This window comes from Vreelandella gomseomensis (assembly GCF_031451645.1).
Taxonomy (GTDB): Bacteria; Pseudomonadota; Gammaproteobacteria; order Pseudomonadales; family Halomonadaceae; genus Vreelandella; species Vreelandella gomseomensis.
On the sequence record NZ_JARWAI010000001.1, the window covers coordinates 207,743 to 223,923 of the forward strand.

The window sequence follows — 16,181 nt, forward strand, 5'->3', positions numbered from 1 at the left end:
GGACCGTCCACCATTGATGTTTCATAGCTCCGGTTAGCGCATGCGTTTACGCAATCTGATTATTTTGACGGTCATCGTCCCGCTCTTCGTGATTCTGGTGGTGTTCAGCCTGGTCGCCATCAAGTCGCTGGAGGATAACGTCCGCTCCAAGCTACAAAATGAAGTCGACATGATCACCCATGCGTTAAGCACGACGCTTGGCTACGCCGTTGCCCGGGAAAATGATGCGTCGCTGGAGGAAGCGCTGGAAGGCGCCTTTTCCTTCCACCGTATCTACGGGGCCTATGTGTTCGACACCGACGGCCGCGAAATCCACGGTCTGGGGCTGGGCCGGGAGCTGTTCAGCCGCGAGGATATTCAGCAGGTCATCGAAGACGATGCGCTTTACGGCGACTATCGCCAGTTCGAAGGCTGGACTTACTACTCGGCGCTCAAGCCGTTGCGCACGCCGGATGGTGAGGTCACCGGCGTGCTGCAGGTCAATCGCCTGAATACCGGCATTGAAAACTATACCGGCTTTCTGAGTATCGTCGCGGCTCTGGTGTTTGTAGTCGGCGCCGCCGGCATCGTGCTGAGCATCTGGTGGGGGTTCCGGCACTATATCGAACGGCCGTTGAATCGCCTGCTGACGGTCATGCAGCGCGTCGAGGAAGGTGACCGAGCCCAGCGCGCCAATATCGAAGGGCCTGCGGAATACCGCCGGCTGGCGGCCGGGCTGAACGGCATGCTGGATGCCATGGCAGAGAAGGATCACGACATCGAGGATCGCCAGCTGCGTGAAATCGAGCTTGAAAAGCGGCTGCGCAAGTCCAAGAAACTTGCCGAACTTGGCGTCCTGGCGGCCGGCGTCGCCCATGAGATCGGCGCGCCGCTGACCGTGATCAACGGCCAGGCCCAGCGACTGGCGCGGCGCGACGTGATCGGCGAAGACGAGCGCGCCCGGCTGAGCCGCATTCGCGGTGAAGTGGAGCGTATCGTCGAGATCGTTCGCCAGCTGATGGAACTGGGCCGCCAGCATAACGTCGAGAAAGACGAACAGCCGCTAGACGAGCTGGTGCACAGCGCCAGCGCCCTGGTGGAAGACGAGCTGGAACCGCGCGGGGTGAACCTGGAAACCACGCTACCCAGCCCGGCGCCCACGCTGCTCGCCAACGGCCAGCAAATCGTGCAGGTACTGACCAACCTGCTGCGCAACGCCGCCCAGGCTGACGGTGTCACTCGCATTCGGGTGCACGCCGAGCAGCAGCGCCAGGAACTGCATTTATGGGTCGAGGATGACGGGCCGGGCATTCCCGCCTCGCACCACCAGCAGGTATTTGACCCCTTCTTTACTACCAAGCCCGTCGGTCAGGGCAGCGGGCTTGGCCTGTCAATGGTGCACCGGATCATCAACGATCACGGCGGCACCATCGGCGTTTTCAACAGTCCGCTGGGCGGCGCCGGTTTTGAAATCACCCTGCCCCTCTACGACACCACACCTGCATGAGGATCATGTTTGTGACGCATACGGAACATCTTTTACCTTTGTTGGTAGTGGAAGACGACAGCGCCATACGGGAGCTGCTGGAAGAAGAGCTGCACGATGCCGGCTACACCACGCATGGCGTATCCAGCGCTGAAGACGCGATTGCCCTGCTGAGTCATACGGCGGTATCGCTGATCATCACGGACGTGCGCTTGCCGGGCATCAGCGGCATCCAGTTGCTCCAGCAGCTACGCCACGAAGGCAGCGAGCTTGGCATTATCGTGATTACCGCCTTTGGTACCATCGACCAGGCGGTGGAAGCGCTCAAGCTTGGCGCCGACGACTTCCTGACCAAGCCGCTGGATCTGGACGCCGTGCGCGAATCGGTCTTTCGCGTACTGGAACGCCAGCGCCTGGCGGTGTCACCGGCATCGGAGGTGGGCCACTTTCATGGCATCGTGGGTAAAAGCGATGCCATGCAGGCGCTATTTCATGATGCCTCACGGTTGGCGAAAAGCGATGCGCCCATCCTGCTGCTGGGGGAAAGCGGCACCGGCAAGGAGCTGCTGGCAAGGGCGATTCATCAGGAAAGCCTGCGCCATGACGCTCCCTTTGTGGCGGTCAACTGCGCCAGCATCCCTGCCGACCTGATGGAAAGCGAGTTTTTCGGCCACGTAAAGGGAGCCTTTACCGGCGCCAATGAGGCGCGTCAGGGGCTCTTTCACAGCGCCCAGGGCGGGAGTCTGTTTCTCGACGAAATCGGCGAGATGCCGATCAATCTACAGGCGAAGCTGCTGCGTGCGCTGCAGGAAAAAACCGTGCGCCCGGTGGGCGGCGAGCGCGAGGAAGCCGTTGACGTGCGGATTATCGCCGCCACGCACCGCCATCTGGAAAAGGAAATCGAGCAGGCCAACTTCCGAAGCGACTTGTTCTACCGCCTGGAAACCTTCTCGCTGCGCATCCCCCCGTTGCGCGACCGCGGCCCCGACATCGAACACCTGGTGTTCAGCCTGATCGACAAGCATGCCGAGGGGCAGCACAAACAGATCGAGCATATCGAGCCGGATGCGCTGCATTGCCTGCTGCATTATCCCTATCCCGGCAACGTACGCGAGCTCGAGAACGCCATCATGCGCGCCGTCACCCTCAGCGAGGACGGCACGCTTCGCCACCAGCACCTGCCGGAACGGCTGCGCGAACAGCTCAACCAGGCGTCGGCGCAGACCACGGCCACGCTCACCGGCGAAGTCCTCTCCACGCCGCAGGCTCCCACCGCTGCATCGGCCCCCTGGCCGAGCCTGGAAGAAGTCGAGAAGCGCTATATCCGCAAGGTGCTGGAGGCCACCGGCGGCAACAAGCGCCGCACGGCGGAAGTACTGGGTATCGCCCGGCGCACGCTTTACCGTCGTCTGGAAGACAGCGAAGATACCTGAAACCGAGCGGGCAAAAAAAACCCCCGCGGGTGCGGGGGCTGAAAGGATGATAAGCCGTGTGAACAGCCGCAGGGAACAAACAGCTGAAGCGACTTACCATCGTAGGGACCTACACTATCTACGCTACTCCCATCACTACTGATGGCTTACTCGCTGCGATCTTCGCTTTCTTCGCTAGCCTCTTCGTCCTGGCTAGCCTCTTCATCTTGACCATCGGCGATGTCGGCATCTTCACTGCCTTCATCGCTGCTGTCTGCCAGGTCGCTGGCATCTTCACCGTCACCTGGCATGGGGTCGGTACCCTCGCCAAAGCCGGGATCTTCATTGGCCTCGCCGTTAAGCGGCGCCTCTTCCGGCGCGGTGGCGGTATTGCTGGACTCGCCGTCCATTTCCGCATCCGCGCTGACCGATTCTTCTTCGGAAACGAACTGATCATCCTGCGTCGCTACGTCTTCAGCCACGCCAGCATCCTGTTGATCTTGGGTGCTCTGCTCCTGAGTCGGCGCGTCTTCTGGCACGCCTGATCCATCAGCGTCGTCTTCCTGTCCGCAACCGGCCAATAAGACACTGCTGAACAGCAACGCTGCCCAGACACCTTTCGATACGTTACAACCCGATAACTTCACTCGTTTTGCTCCTTTCATGACGAAAACAGTGCCGACCCATGGCATGGCCGCTTGGCCACGTTCACCGTTGAGGCGGCTCATTCACTCGGACGAGAAAATGGTAATCGCTTATTGCTAATGCGTTTGTACTGAGTTTAACTTGCTGCACTTGATTTATTTGCTTGAACCGAGACGCGTCAAGGCACTATGGCTAAATAACTGTTTACACATATTATGCCAACACCGCGCATTACTTAATAAAAAACATAAAAATCATGACTTTACTCGCTGAAAAGCATCCCTCTTACTGCTTGCCTCACCGCGTGGGAGTGGGTGAAAAATGACACATGAGACGCCATGCCACCGCTCACCGCGGGGCGTTGTGACACACCTCGGGCACTTATGTATAATAATTGATAATCCTTTTAGCACTTCATTATCTCTTTTTTTTATGAGCGGTGGTGTTCGCTGGCCCCGCAGGCAGCTTTCTCATGTGCCAACGGGTCGCGGCGCGCCGCTCAGCTGACAAAAGGCAACGCCGATGGACGAGACACGCAACGTCAAAATTCAGGTGCGAGGGGTAAGCAAGGTCTTTGGCAAGAACCCCAAAAGCGCCCTTGAGCTTCGCGACCAGGGCTTGAGTCGCTCTGAAATTCTTGAGAAAACCGGGCAAACGCTGGGGCTTTCCAACATTTCTTTCGATGTCTATGAAGGTGAGCTGCTGGTGATCATGGGGCTATCGGGGTCGGGTAAATCCACCCTGATCCGCTGCCTCAACCGGCTGATCGACACCAGCGAAGGGGATATACTCATCGACGATGAGCATATCCCTTCGCTGAGCGAGAAAGCCCTGCTCGAGTGTCGCCGCCGGCACTTTTCGATGGTCTTCCAGAATTTCGCCCTCTTCCCCCACAAGACGGTTCTGCAAAACGCCCAGTTCGGCCTGGAGATTCGCGGTATCTCCCCCGCCGAACGTGACAAGACGGCGCGGGAGTCGCTGACCCAGGTCGGCCTGGATGGTTGGGAAGACGCCTATCCCAACCAGCTGTCCGGCGGTATGCAGCAGCGGGTGGGCCTTGCCAGGGCGTTGGCCAATGACGCCAGCGTCCTGCTGATGGATGAAGCCTTCTCGGCGCTCGACCCGCTGATCCGCAAGGACATGCAGCAGGAACTCCTGCAGTTGCAATCCCGGATGCAGAAAACCACCGTCTTCATTACCCACGATCTGGACGAGGCGCTGAATATCGGTGACCGCATCGTGCTGCTCAAGGACGGCGCCGTTGTGCAAATCGGCACCCCCGAGGAAATCCTCACTAAACCCGCTGATGACTATGTGCGTCGCTTTATCGAGGGGGTCGACCGCTCGCGCATCCTGACCGCCGAGAGCGCCATGCGCCCGCTGCGTTCCACCGCTCGGGACAGCGACGGACCGCGCACCGCGCTTCGCCGCATGCGTGACCACAGCATCGACTCCATTTACGTCACCGACCGCGACCGCAAGCTGCTCGGGCTTCTCGAAGCCGACGCGGCCAGCCGCGCCATCGAGGCCGGCGCGGAGACGATCCAGGATTACATGACCCAGGATTTTCGCAAGGTTACCACCGACGAGGCGCTTCACGACCTGTTCGCCATGTTCAGCGAAAAGAGCTTCCCGATCGCCGTTGTTGATGACGAGCAGCGGCTACTCGGTGTCGTGGTCAAAGGGGCAGTACTCGACGAACTAGCGCGAGCGGGAGAATAAGCATGGAAATTCCTAGTATTCCATTAGGTCATTGGATTGAAAGCGGCCTGACCTGGCTGACCAGCGAATATTCGGTAGTGACGCGCGCCATCTCGCGGGTCACCCAGACCGGTATCGAAGCACTCAACGACGGTCTGATGTGGCTGCCCGCATGGGCCTTGCTAGCCATTGTGGCGCTTCTCTGCTGGAAAGCGGCTTCCGTGCGTCTGGCGATCGGCGCGGCCGCCGGCATGGCCCTGATCTGGAACCTGGGCCTCTGGGATCCGATGATCGAGACCCTGACCCTCGTGGTTATCGCCACCCTGGTGGCCGTGGTCATGGCCATACCGGTGGGCATTGCTGCTGCGCTATCCGAACGACTGTACCGTGTGATCATGCCGGTGCTTGACTTCATGCAGACCATGCCGGCCTTCGTGTACCTGATCCCGGCGATTCCGTTCTTCGGTATCGGCTCGGTATCGGCGATCTTTGCCACGGTGATTTTCTCCATGCCCCCCGCCATTCGCTTCACCACCCTGGGGATTCGCCAGGTACCGGTGGAGCTGATCGAAGCCGCTGACGCCTACGGGGCAACCCGCGGCCAGAAGCTTTTCAAGGTTCAGCTTCCCCTGTCGCTGCCGACGGTCATGGCCGGGATCAACCAGACCATCATGCTCGCGCTTTCCATGGTGGTGATCGCCGCCATGATCGGCGCCGACGGCCTGGGTAGCGAGGTATGGCGTGCCATTCAGCGCCTGCGTCCCGGTGACGGTTTTGAGGCCGGTATCGCCGTTGTGATTCTTGCCATGGTGCTTGATCGTTTGACGCAATCATTCAGCAAGTCACGGCGCTAGCCCCTGTTTGCGCCCCATGGGCGTTAAAGGGTAAAACTTGCACAGCATGCGATACATGCGCATGCTGTGAACGACACAAGAAAGCACGATTTTGTTCGAGGCGGCCGTTGTCGCCTCTCCATCAAAGGGAGCAAGTGAATGAAAACTCGTATGCTGAATAAACGTATCCGTCTCGCCTCGTTGGCACTCGTCTCAAGCGCCGGCCTCGCCGCTGGCGGCATGGTTCAGGCGCAAGACAAAGGCACGGTCAACCTGGCCTACGTGGAGTGGGCGTCCGAAGTGGCATCCACCAACGTGGTGCGTGCCGTGCTTGAGCAGGCCGGCTACGAAGTCGACATGACCTCGCTGTCCGCCGCTGCCATGTTCCAGGCGCTGTCAACCGGCGATGCCGACGCCATCGTTGCGGCCTGGCTGCCTTCGACCCACGAAAACTACATGGAGCGGGTGGGCGATAACGTCGAAGATCTCGGCCCGAACCTGGACGGCACCAAGCTGGGCCTCGTGGTACCCGAGTATACCGATGTCGACTCTATCGCCGAGCTGAACGACAACGCCGACGCCTTTGACGGCGAGATTATCGGTATTGATCCTGGTGCGGGCCTGATGTCCCTCACCGAAGAGGTCGTCGATACCTATGATCTTGATCTTCAACTACGCAGCGGCAGCGGCGCTACCATGACTGCGGCGCTCTCGAGCGCCATTTCCAACGAAGAAGACATCGTGGTCACCGGCTGGACCCCGCACTGGATGTTTGCCCGCTTTGACGTGAAGTATCTGGAAGACCCGGAGAACGTCTATGGCGGTGCCGAGCAGATCCATACCGTGGTTCGCAACGGCCTGGAAGACGACATGCCTGAAGCCTACGCCATTCTTGATGCGTTTGAATGGACGCCTGAGCAAATGGGCGAAGTCATGCTCATGAACCAGGAAGATGACAGCGACCCCTATGAAAACGCCAAGCAGTGGGTCGAAGACAACCAGGACGTCGTTGAGGAATGGCTCGAGAGCTAATTCTCACACCCGGAGATAGTCATGAGCTGGTGCGTTTTTACGTGCCAGCTCACTTGTATCTATCTCACCTCAACCATAACGATGATCGGCATATCGTTTGATAGTGTCGATCATTACGCAAGTATAGTGAGGAGCCTGCCATGTTTAACAATATTATGGTGCCCGTAGACCTTGCCCATCTCGAAACGTTGGAGCCCGCTCTGGACGTGGTGGCCGACATGGCCAAACGCTACGACGCGCGCATCACCTACGTCGGCATCACGGCCAACACGCCGACCAGCGTGGCCCGTACGCCTCAGGAGTATGAGCAGAAACTCGACGCTTTCGCCCAGGAGCGTCACCAAGTGCATGGCCAACCCGTCAGCATCAAGGTTTACAGCTCCACCGACCCCGTTGCCAACGTCGACGACCTGCTGGTGAAAGCCATCAAAGAGATCGGTACCGACCTGGTCATGATGGCAACACACCTGCCCCGTCACCTGGATATTGTCATGCCGTCCCACGGCGGCAAGGTGGCCACCCACACCGACGCCTCGGTTTTTCTCATTCGTCCAGCCAAGTAAAACGGCGTAATGTCCCAACAGCAAAGGGAGCATCTTTGTGGATAACAAATCGCAAGACAAATCGCCTGATGACAAGGCGCCATCGGAAGGCATTCCTGCCCCGGAAGGCCCGGCCAACCTGATTGATACCGACTACGTGATCGGCCAGGACAACATCACCACCACCACGATGGGCGTGAACCTCGACCTGCATGGCAAGGTGTTCACCATTTCGTCCATCGTGGTGCTGCTGTTTGTCATCCTGACGCTGGCCCTGCAGGACGAAATCGCCCCGGTGTACGATGCAGTTTTCGGTTTCTTGACCGGCAATCTGGCATGGTTCTTTATCCTGGCCGCGAACATCTTCGTGATTCTGTGTATCGGCCTGATTTTCTCCCCGCTAGGTAAAATCCGTATTGGCGGCGCCGATGCCAAGCCTGATTTTACCTATATGGGCTGGTTCTCGATGCTGTTTGCCGCCGGCATGGGCATCGGCCTGATGTTCTACGGCGTCAACGAGCCGCTGACCCACTTTGGCACGTCTTTTGACGGTGGCAGCTGGGCACCGCTGGGCGGTGCCGAAGGCGACGAAGCTGGCGCCGCCGCGCTGGGTATGGCCGCCACGATCTTCCATTGGGGCCTGCATCCCTGGGCGATCTACGCCGTCGTTGCGCTGTCCCTGGCGCTGTTTGCCTTCAATAAGGGCCTTCCGCTGTCCATGCGTTCGGTGTTCTACCCCATCCTTGGGGAGCGCGTGTGGGGCTGGCCTGGCCACCTTATCGATATCCTGGCCGTATTTGCCACGCTGTTTGGCCTGACCACCTCGCTCGGCCTGGGCGCAACGCAGGCCGCCGCCGGCATGACCTATCTTTTCGGCGCGCCGGAAACCGACGTCACCATGATCCTGCTGATCATCGGCATCACGATCATCGCCATCTGTTCGATCCTGGCGGGGGTGGATAAAGGCGTCCAGCTGCTATCCAAGATCAATATCGCCATGGCCGCAGCCCTGCTGTTCTTCGTGATTGCGGTGGGCCCGACGCTGCTGATCGCCACCGGGTTCTTCGAAAACCTGCTCAATTACGCGGTTCACCTGCCCGCGCTGTCCAACCCGTTCGGCCGCGAAGACGCCAACTTCAGCCAGGGCTGGACCGCCTTCTACTGGGCATGGTGGATTTCCTGGTCTCCGTACGTCGGCATGTTCATCGCCCGCGTTTCGCGCGGCCGTACCGTGCGTGAGTTCATGGTATCGGTTCTCCTCGTGCCTTCCATCGTCTCGGTGCTGTGGATGACAACCTTTGGCGGCACGGCGATTGATCAGTACCTCAGCCAGGGCATCGAGGCCGTACGCGACGCCGGCATCGACCTGCAGCTGTTCATCATGCTGGAGCAGCTGCCGCTGTCGCAGATCACGTCGTTCGTCGCCATTGTGCTGGTTATCGTGTTCTTCGTGACCTCGTCGGACTCCGGTTCGCTGGTTATCGACTCGATCACCGCCGGTGGCAAGGTCGACGCACCGAAGCCCCAGCGCGTGTTCTGGGCGATCATCGAAGGCGCGCTCGCCATTGCGCTCCTGCTGGGCGGCGGTCTTACCGCGCTGCAAACCATGGCCGTCTCGACCGGCTTCCCGTTCACCATCATCCTGCTGGTGGCCTGCTATGCCATCATCAAGGGCTTGATGAGCGAGCCAAAAGCGGTCTAACCATCGTAGATGGCAGTAAAAACGGGCAGCCACCTGGCTGCCCGTTTTTTTATGCCTGGACCTTGATCACATCAGCTCCACAGCGCCCCCAGTGGCGTACTAGGCTCGTAGTGCGTGGCGATCTGCGCCTGGAGTAGCTCGGCCGTTGCCAGGGCATCGACCAGCGCATGGTGGCCCTGGTAGCTGGGCAACCCATAGCGACGCCGGCTGGCATCCAGGCGAATGGATACCGGCGGCCGACCCAGCCAGCGCCGGAACCGCGCCCACAGCTTCTGCCGGTGCAGTCGCGCCTCAAGCGACATGGTGTCGATCATCGGAAACATCACGCCCTCACCACGCCGCGCCTTGATTGCCGCATTCAGAAACGGGCGCTCAATATGGCGAAAATGCACGACGACGATCCTGCCCGCCAGCGCCTCCAGCAAGGGATCGATGATGGCCTCGAGATCCGGGGCATGGGCAATCTCGGAGTGGGTAATATGGTGAAAGGTGATCGAGGCTTCATCCAGCGGGCGCGGCGGCTTGACCACCCAGTAGCGCCGTTCGGCCATCTTGATACGGTTCAGCGTAAAGGGCACCAGGCCGACGCTGACGATGGCATGGCGGCGCTCATCGAGTCCGGTGGTTTCCATGTCCAGGGCGACCATCGGCACCTCGCCGATCGGCGTATCGAGGCTGGGGGGCGGCGTGGCGAAAAAGCGCTGAATGGCCGGATCCTTGGCCAGCGGCTCGCGCTTTTGCATGTACGCGGCCCAGTCCGCCTGGCTGATTTTTCTACGCGGGCGAATAAGCGTCATGTCAGCGCCCCGCCCGATTGCTGGGTATCGGGTAGCGGAACTTCAGGAACTTTTGCGCATTGCTGAGCACCTGGAAGGCGTCCTTGAGCGTATGACGCTCGCTGTCGGCGACGTTCTCCGGCTCGATGTTATTATCCGGCAGCCGGTCTTCCTGAAGGTCGATCATCTGATGGCGCAACCGCGACATGCACATGAACTCGAAGGCATAGCTAAGCTTGTCGCTCATGCCGGTCGCCAGCAGTTGGGTATCGGCAATCGCTTCCAGCCGCTGGAAGGTATTCTGCGCCTTGGACCCGCATGCCAAGGCGTGCACGCGAATCAAGTCGACCATGGGGGCGGTACCGCGACGCTTCAGGTTGATGGAATTATTATGCTTGCCGTCCTTTTCCATCACGAAGGTGCGGAAAAAGCCCAGCGGGGGCGTGCGATTAAGGGCGTTGCGGGCCATGGCCGCCAGGAAGAGCGGCGACTTGGGTGCCTGCTCGGCGATCAGGTCCTGAAGCGCTTCCACGAACAGGTCTTCGCCGTAAAGGCTATCCAGATCAAAGAAGATCGAGCTGTGCAGCAGCCTCTCGGGCGTCGGATTGGCAATCCAGTCGGTAAAATAGCTTTTCCACACGCTCAGCGGCTGCCGCCACTGGGTGTTGGTCGCCATGACGTCGCCTTTGCAGTAGGTGTAGCCGCAGGCATCCAGGCCGTCGCTGACAAAGGTCGCCAGCGCCTTGAAGTAGGCGTCATGCGCTTCGGGGATAAAGTCATCCGAGAGTATCAGTGCGTTGTCCTGGTCGGTGACGATGCTCTGCTCGTTGCGCGCCATCGAGCCGTTGACCATGAAACAGTAGTCCACCGGCGGCGGGCCAAGCGTCTCCTCGGCAAGCTCCAAAAGGCGCCGGGTGAAGCTGCGTCCGATGGTCGAGAGCGCACTGCCCACCATCTGCGAGTTGGCGCCTTCCTGAACCATCCTGACAAAGGCAGCGCGGACATCCGGGGCGAGACGCGACAGCCCCTCGACGTTCGACTGGTGAAAGATATTGCTCACCAGATACAGTCCGCTGTGGGTTTCGTAGCGGATAATGTCGGAGAGATGCACCACGCCCACCGGTCGCTGACGGTAGAGTACCGGCAGGTGGTGAACGTTATTGCGCAGCATGGTGAGCATGGCCTCATAGATGGAGGCGTCCGACTGGATCGTGATCAGCCGAGGCGACACGACGTCTCCTGCCGGGGTTTGCGGTGACAGCCCTTCGGCCACGACCCGGGTGCGGAAATCGCTGTCAGTCAGAATGCCGCATACCTGCCAGGTGCGCCCTTCGCTGTCCTGAAAGCTGTAGCGGGGATGGGTGCTACCCTCCTTGAGTACCAGCACCGCCGATGCCTGGGACTGGCTGACCTGCTGCGCCGCTTGCTGCACCGTGGTGGACTCCTCCACCATGACCGGATAGCGCGTCACCAGCTTGCGAATCCGGGTAACCATCATGTCGTTGGCTTTCTTCTGCTGCTCGGCGGCGGTTTCCAGGCGCGGCCGTTCCAGCTCGACGAAGTCGGCAAAGTGATCGTCTTCTTCGCACAGCTTCTGGAAGACATCCAAGGGAATGAAATACAGCAGGGTATCCTCGATGGCCTTGGCGGGAAAACGCACCTTCTGATTGCGCAGCAGATTGAAGTGGCCAAAGATATCGCCCTCGCCCAGCCGGTTGTAGAGCTCCCCCTGACGCCGGTACACCTCCACCGCGCCGCTGCGGATATAGCACAGGTCGGTCATGGTTTCGTTGAGCGTGAGGATGTCCGCGCCGGTCTTGAAGTAGCTGACCTCGACCCTGCTGGCGATTTCATCCAGCAATTCATCTGACAGCCCATCGAAGGGCGGGAACTGCCCCATGTGCTGGCGTATTTCTAACAGCTCGACATCCATGCGTTCTCCTCAGGCCGTGTTGGCCAACCGTCACACCTTGCCCCGCGACCCTTTCGGCACAGGTATCATTCAGGAAGTGTGGCGCGAAGCGTTAAACGCGTAAACCCCAGACAAAAAAAACCCGGCGCGCTGCGCCGGGCTTTGGGGATCGTCCCATGCTTCAACGATGAGGTTGCATCACTCATCGTGCAACATTGAATAACTGCTTACGATTCCGCCATTTCCTGAACACGCTGCATCATTTCAGGATCCTGCTGGATGGTTTGACCGATAGCGTTGAACGTATCAACATCCAGGCCGCTGTCTTCGACCACTTCGATCATGCGGTCATTGGCTTCGGTGCGAACTTCCTGCTGGGCAGATTCATCATCGGCTTCTTGCAAGCGCTGGGTATACTCTTGAGAGATAACCGCGATTTCTTGGGACGCATCGGCGAACTGCTGAAGCTGCTCGTCAGAGAAATCTTGAGAAGGCGCTGTTTCAGTTGCCATGGAGCCCTGAGTGGACGCTTCATCCTGCTGGGCGTGAGCCGTCGCGGTCATCAGACCGGTGGCAAGCAGGGCAGCAGAAAACAGAGCAGTCATACGTTGCATATAAGAAACCTCAATTGGCGCATTATGAATGTCCCTACTGTGACGCGGGGCGATTCGTGAGGTTCAAATTTTAATGTAAAAGTAAGTAACATAAAGAACGTTACGTAAACACCACCGACTACATCGAGATCGATATGCGCATAGTGCCATCATGGGTAGGCCAACGAGACGCCACAGCATGGGGATTGACCGCCATGCCCGTGGTTTTCGTCTTGCTTTGGAGCACGGGGTTCATCGGAGCCAAGTTTGGCCTGCCCTACGCCGAGCCGTTCACATTCTTGTTCATTCGCTTTGCGCTCACGGTGGCGCTGTTAACGCCGCTGGTGTGGATGCTGAAAATAGCCTGGCCTTCATCACCTGTGTTATGGACGCACATCGCCGTTTCGGGTCTGCTGGTACACGGCACTTATCTGGGAGGCGTTTTCTACGGCATCTCGCTGGGCATGCCGGCAGGGCTCGCTGCCTTGCTGGTCGGTCTTCAACCGCTGCTCACCGCGGCCTGCGCGGGCCCGCTATTGGGTGAACGGCTGGCGGCGCAGCAGTGGCTGGGACTGGTACTTGGCCTGGTCGGCATCAGCGCCGTGCTCGGCAGCCAGTTGGAGCTGGGGGAATCGCTGTTCAGCGGCTTTGGCATCGGTGCCTTGGTGAGCGTGATGGCGGCCCTGGTGGGCATTTCGCTGGGCACGCTGTATCAAAAGCGTTTCTGCACGCAGATGCCGCTGCTCTCCGGCGCCGTGATTCAATACCTGGCCGCCGGCGGGGTTTTGGGCATTGGCGCGCTGCTGTTCGAAACCCGCGAGGTGACCTGGACGCTCACCTTTGTCTTGACGCTGGGTTGGTTAGTGCTGATTCTATCGATAGCCGCTATCCTTCTATTGATGGCGCTGATCAAGCGAGGCGAAGCGTCGCGGGTGGCGAGCCTGTTTTATCTGGTGCCTCCCGTCACGGCACTTCAGGCGTGGTGGTTATTCGGCGAGCGGCTTTCCTGGATAGGGTTGGGCGGGATGGCCGTGGCCATTGCCGGTGTCGTATTGACGGTGCGTAAACCCGCTGTCCACACATCAGCTACATAACGAGATAGGGAACACCCAGGGCTTGTATGAAGACGTCTGAACATCACCACTGCGCGCGGGTAAACGGCCGCTGCAACCGTTGCGATACTCCGGTTCCCTTTGCCTTCACCATGGCCTTCCAGCCCATTGTCGATGTGGCGGCCCGGCAGGTGGTGTATTACGAAGCGCTGGTACGCGGCCCGGATGGGGAATCGGCGGGCACAATACTCGGACAGGTCACCGACGACCTGCTGTACCAGTTTGATCAGGCATGCCGGATCAAGGCCATCGAGCTAGCCAGCGCCCTGGATATGCAGGCACGTCTGTCGATCAATTTCCTGCCTAACGCCGTCTATGAACCCGAAGCGTGCATTCAGGCAACCCTGGAAACGTCCCAGCGGGTCGGCTGGCCCACCGAACGACTCAACTTCGAGATTACCGAAACCGAGCGGGTTCAGGACCGGCAACACATGCGCAATATCATCGAAAGTTACCGCGCCATGGGGTTCACCACCTCGCTTGATGACTTTGGTAACGGCTACGCCAACCTGGATCTGCTCACCGACCTGCGCCCGGACACCCTGAAGATAGACCGCGATATCGTCATGCACTGCAACCGCAACCCTCGCCGCCAGGCGATCCTGCGCAGTATCGTGGCGCTTGCCAACACGCTGGAGATCCAACTGGTAGCGGAAGGCGTCGAAACCCGCGAGGAGTCACGCTGCCTGCTGAACATCGGTATTCCCGTGCAACAGGGTTTCTACTTTGCCCGCCCGCAGCTTGAAGCACTTCCGGTAATCGACAAGGCGCTATTCGACTGACACGACAGGCGGCGTCGAAGGTTCCTATGCAATCCGTACGGCTTCATCGATCAGCGGCAATCTGCTGCAGATAATTGGCCCCGCCCAGATTGCGCATCTGCTGGCGTATCCACAGGCTGCGCTGCTCTACCTGGGGATCGGGCCGTGAGGCGCTGCGGGTCAGCGGACTAGGCAGAATTGCCGCGAGCAGGCTGGCCTGACGCTCATTCAATGCGCTTGCCGACACCCCGAAATAGTGCTGGGCAGCGGCTTCCAGGCCGAACACCCCAGCGTCCCACTCGGCCACGTTGAGGTAGACCTCCAGAATGCGCTGCTTGCCCCATATCAGCTCGATGAGCACGGTAAACCACGCCTCCAACCCCTTGCGCGCCCAGTTCCGGCCGGTCCACAAAAAGACGTTCTTGGCGGTTTGCTGGCTGAGGGTGCTCGCCCCGCGCAGACGGCCGCCATCAAGGCGGGCCTGCAGGGCGCGGCGAAGCTCGACAAGGTCGAAACCATGATGGTCTGGAAACCGCTGGTCTTCGGCCGCCATGACCGCGACCTTCGCTGAGTCAGCGAGTTGCGACCAGTCACGCCATTCCCGCTGCAGTTGCACGGGTTCGCTGTGCACCCAACTCTGTATCTTGCGCTCGACCATGACCATCGAGCCTGGTGGCGGCACCACGCGGAACAGCATCACCAGGCTCAGGGACACCACCACAAACAGAAACACGCCACGCCAGACCCACCACCACAGCAGGCTTGCCATGCGACGTAGCGCGCCTTTCAACATGGAGGTCCCCTTAGCGCTTCAACAGATGATCCGCATGATAGCGCAGGTGGTCGTCGATGAAGGACGCAATGAAAAAGTAGCTGTGATCATACCCCGGCTGCCGACGCAGCGTCAGCGGATGGTCGTGGGTGTCGCACACCGCTTCCAGCTGTTCAGGCTTGAGCTGCTCTTCCAGAAACTGGTCGGCTTCCCCCTGGTCGATGAACAGCCGCTGGCGCGAGGCGCCGTTGGCCACCAGCTCGCAGGCATCGTACTGACGCCAGTGCGCCGGGTCGTCTCCCAGGTAGCTGGAAAACGCCTTTTGTCCCCATGGGCAGTTCATGGGGTTCACCACCGGCGCAAACGCCGACACCGAACGGAAGCGCCCGGGATGGCGCAGCGCCAGAATCAACGCCCCGTGGCCTCCCATCGAGTGGCCGCTGATCGATTCACGACCGTTGACCGGGAAGTGCTGGCGTACCACCGACGGCAGCTCCTCGATCACGTAATCGTACATGCGGTAGTGCGACTTCCAGGGCGCCTGGGTAGCATTGACGTAGAAGCCAGCCCCTGACCCCAGGTCATAGCTGTCATGCTCGCCGGGCACCTCGGTACCGCGCGGACTGGTGTCCGGGCATACAATGGCAATGCCCAGCTCGGCCGCCAGGCGGTGCGCGCCGGCTTTCTGCATGAAGTTCTCGTCCGTGCAGGTCAGCCCCGACAGCCACCACAAAAGCGGCACGCGTTCCTCTTCGGCCTGGGGGGGCAGATAAACGGCAAACACCATGTCGCAGTCCAGCGCACGCGAGTAGTGCCGGTAGCGTTTATGCCAGCCGCCGAAGCTGCGGTTGGCCGAGACGAGCTCGAGGGTTTCACTCATGCTCATGGGCAAGCTCCTTTAAAGCAGCAAGCGCGGCGGGTAT

The 16,181-nt window shown here is 59.8% G+C and carries 15 protein-coding genes; 9 read left to right on the top strand and 6 right to left on the bottom strand.

Annotation, left to right across the window (positions count from 1 at the left end; translation table 11 throughout):
• Positions 1-40 precede the first annotated feature (40 nt).
• Positions 41-1,486: a HAMP domain-containing sensor histidine kinase gene (locus QC815_RS00825; protein WP_230446109.1), complete on the top strand. Its 1,446-nt coding sequence runs from the start codon at positions 41-43 to the stop codon at positions 1,484-1,486.
• A gap of 11 nt (positions 1,487-1,497) precedes the next feature.
• Positions 1,498-2,898: a sigma-54-dependent transcriptional regulator gene (locus QC815_RS00830; protein ID WP_230446108.1), complete on the top strand. Its 1,401-nt coding sequence runs from the start codon at positions 1,498-1,500 to the stop codon at positions 2,896-2,898.
• 146 nt (positions 2,899-3,044) lie between these two features.
• On the opposite strand, the gene QC815_RS00835 is transcribed toward QC815_RS00830, so the two are convergent.
• Positions 3,045-3,524, bottom strand: a complete 480-nt coding sequence (locus QC815_RS00835) for a hypothetical protein (RefSeq protein WP_230446107.1) — start codon at positions 3,522-3,524, stop codon at positions 3,045-3,047.
• A 520-nt stretch (positions 3,525-4,044) separates the two neighbouring features.
• Between QC815_RS00835 and QC815_RS00840 the strand changes: the two genes are divergently transcribed.
• From QC815_RS00840 to QC815_RS00860, 5 genes are all read left to right on the top strand, one after another.
• Positions 4,045-5,244 (top strand): quaternary amine ABC transporter ATP-binding protein, encoded by a 1,200-nt coding sequence (locus QC815_RS00840; RefSeq protein WP_230446106.1) that lies wholly within the window; start codon positions 4,045-4,047, stop codon positions 5,242-5,244.
• 2 nt (positions 5,245-5,246) lie between these two features.
• Positions 5,247-6,077 (top strand): ABC transporter permease, encoded by an 831-nt coding sequence (locus tag QC815_RS00845; RefSeq protein WP_230446105.1) that lies wholly within the window; start codon positions 5,247-5,249, stop codon positions 6,075-6,077.
• A 138-nt stretch (positions 6,078-6,215) separates the two neighbouring features.
• Positions 6,216-7,088 carry a glycine betaine ABC transporter substrate-binding protein gene (locus QC815_RS00850; RefSeq protein ID WP_309766440.1) on the top strand — a complete coding sequence of 291 codons (873 nt, stop codon included), beginning with the start codon at positions 6,216-6,218 and terminating at the stop codon, positions 7,086-7,088.
• A 140-nt stretch (positions 7,089-7,228) separates the two neighbouring features.
• Positions 7,229-7,651, top strand: coding sequence for a universal stress protein (locus tag QC815_RS00855; RefSeq protein ID WP_309766442.1), 423 nt, complete (start codon positions 7,229-7,231; stop codon positions 7,649-7,651).
• Between the two features lie 37 nt (positions 7,652-7,688).
• Positions 7,689-9,332 carry a BCCT family transporter gene (locus QC815_RS00860; protein ID WP_309766444.1) on the top strand — a complete coding sequence of 548 codons (1,644 nt, stop codon included), beginning with the start codon at positions 7,689-7,691 and terminating at the stop codon, positions 9,330-9,332.
• Between the two features lie 71 nt (positions 9,333-9,403).
• On the opposite strand, the gene QC815_RS00865 is transcribed toward QC815_RS00860, so the two are convergent.
• The 3 genes from QC815_RS00865 to QC815_RS00875 form a co-directional block, all read right to left on the bottom strand.
• Positions 9,404-10,129 (bottom strand): 3'-5' exonuclease, encoded by a 726-nt coding sequence (locus QC815_RS00865; RefSeq protein WP_309766446.1) that lies wholly within the window; start codon positions 10,127-10,129, stop codon positions 9,404-9,406.
• A 1-nt stretch (position 10,130) separates the two neighbouring features.
• Positions 10,131-12,041, bottom strand: coding sequence for a DUF294 nucleotidyltransferase-like domain-containing protein (locus tag QC815_RS00870; RefSeq protein WP_230446100.1), 1,911 nt, complete (start codon positions 12,039-12,041; stop codon positions 10,131-10,133).
• Between the two features lie 206 nt (positions 12,042-12,247).
• Positions 12,248-12,634, bottom strand: coding sequence for a DUF4168 domain-containing protein (locus QC815_RS00875; protein ID WP_230446099.1), 387 nt, complete (start codon positions 12,632-12,634; stop codon positions 12,248-12,250).
• Positions 12,635-12,828: 194 nt separating this feature from the next.
• Between QC815_RS00875 and QC815_RS00880 the strand changes: the two genes are divergently transcribed.
• Both QC815_RS00880 and QC815_RS00885 read left to right on the top strand, forming a co-directional pair.
• A complete protein-coding gene (locus QC815_RS00880) occupies positions 12,829-13,707 on the top strand; it encodes a DMT family transporter (RefSeq protein WP_230446098.1) in 879 nt (292 codons plus the stop codon).
• A 26-nt stretch (positions 13,708-13,733) separates the two neighbouring features.
• Positions 13,734-14,507, top strand: a complete 774-nt coding sequence (locus tag QC815_RS00885) for an EAL domain-containing protein (protein ID WP_442788956.1) — start codon at positions 13,734-13,736, stop codon at positions 14,505-14,507.
• A 43-nt stretch (positions 14,508-14,550) separates the two neighbouring features.
• Here the strand turns inward: QC815_RS00885 and mtgA are convergent, their stop codons facing one another.
• Positions 14,551-15,279 (bottom strand): monofunctional biosynthetic peptidoglycan transglycosylase, encoded by a 729-nt coding sequence (gene mtgA, locus QC815_RS00890; RefSeq protein ID WP_230446097.1) that lies wholly within the window; start codon positions 15,277-15,279, stop codon positions 14,551-14,553.
• Positions 15,280-15,289: 10 nt separating this feature from the next.
• A complete protein-coding gene (gene fghA, locus QC815_RS00895) occupies positions 15,290-16,144 on the bottom strand; it encodes an S-formylglutathione hydrolase (RefSeq protein ID WP_309766449.1) in 855 nt (284 codons plus the stop codon).
• Between the last annotated feature and the right edge of the window lie 37 nt (positions 16,145-16,181).

Coding starts and splice junctions, on each gene's coding strand:
- QC815_RS00825 (WP_230446109.1), top strand. CDS start 41: ATGCGTTTACGCAATCTGATTATTTTGACGGTCATCGTCCCGCTCTTC.
- QC815_RS00840 (WP_230446106.1), top strand. CDS start 4,045: ATGGACGAGACACGCAACGTCAAAATTCAGGTGCGAGGGGTAAGCAAG.
- QC815_RS00845 (WP_230446105.1), top strand. CDS start 5,247: ATGGAAATTCCTAGTATTCCATTAGGTCATTGGATTGAAAGCGGCCTG.
- QC815_RS00850 (WP_309766440.1), top strand. CDS start 6,216: ATGAAAACTCGTATGCTGAATAAACGTATCCGTCTCGCCTCGTTGGCA.
- QC815_RS00855 (WP_309766442.1), top strand. CDS start 7,229: ATGTTTAACAATATTATGGTGCCCGTAGACCTTGCCCATCTCGAAACG.
- QC815_RS00865 (WP_309766446.1), bottom strand. CDS start 10,129: ATGACGCTTATTCGCCCGCGTAGAAAAATCAGCCAGGCGGACTGGGCC.
- QC815_RS00870 (WP_230446100.1), bottom strand. CDS start 12,041: ATGGATGTCGAGCTGTTAGAAATACGCCAGCACATGGGGCAGTTCCCG.
- QC815_RS00875 (WP_230446099.1), bottom strand. CDS start 12,634: ATGCAACGTATGACTGCTCTGTTTTCTGCTGCCCTGCTTGCCACCGGT.
- QC815_RS00880 (WP_230446098.1), top strand. CDS start 12,829: ATGCCCGTGGTTTTCGTCTTGCTTTGGAGCACGGGGTTCATCGGAGCC.
- QC815_RS00885 (WP_442788956.1), top strand. CDS start 13,734: ATGAAGACGTCTGAACATCACCACTGCGCGCGGGTAAACGGCCGCTGC.
- mtgA (WP_230446097.1), bottom strand. CDS start 15,279: ATGTTGAAAGGCGCGCTACGTCGCATGGCAAGCCTGCTGTGGTGGTGG.
- fghA (WP_309766449.1), bottom strand. CDS start 16,144: ATGAGCATGAGTGAAACCCTCGAGCTCGTCTCGGCCAACCGCAGCTTC.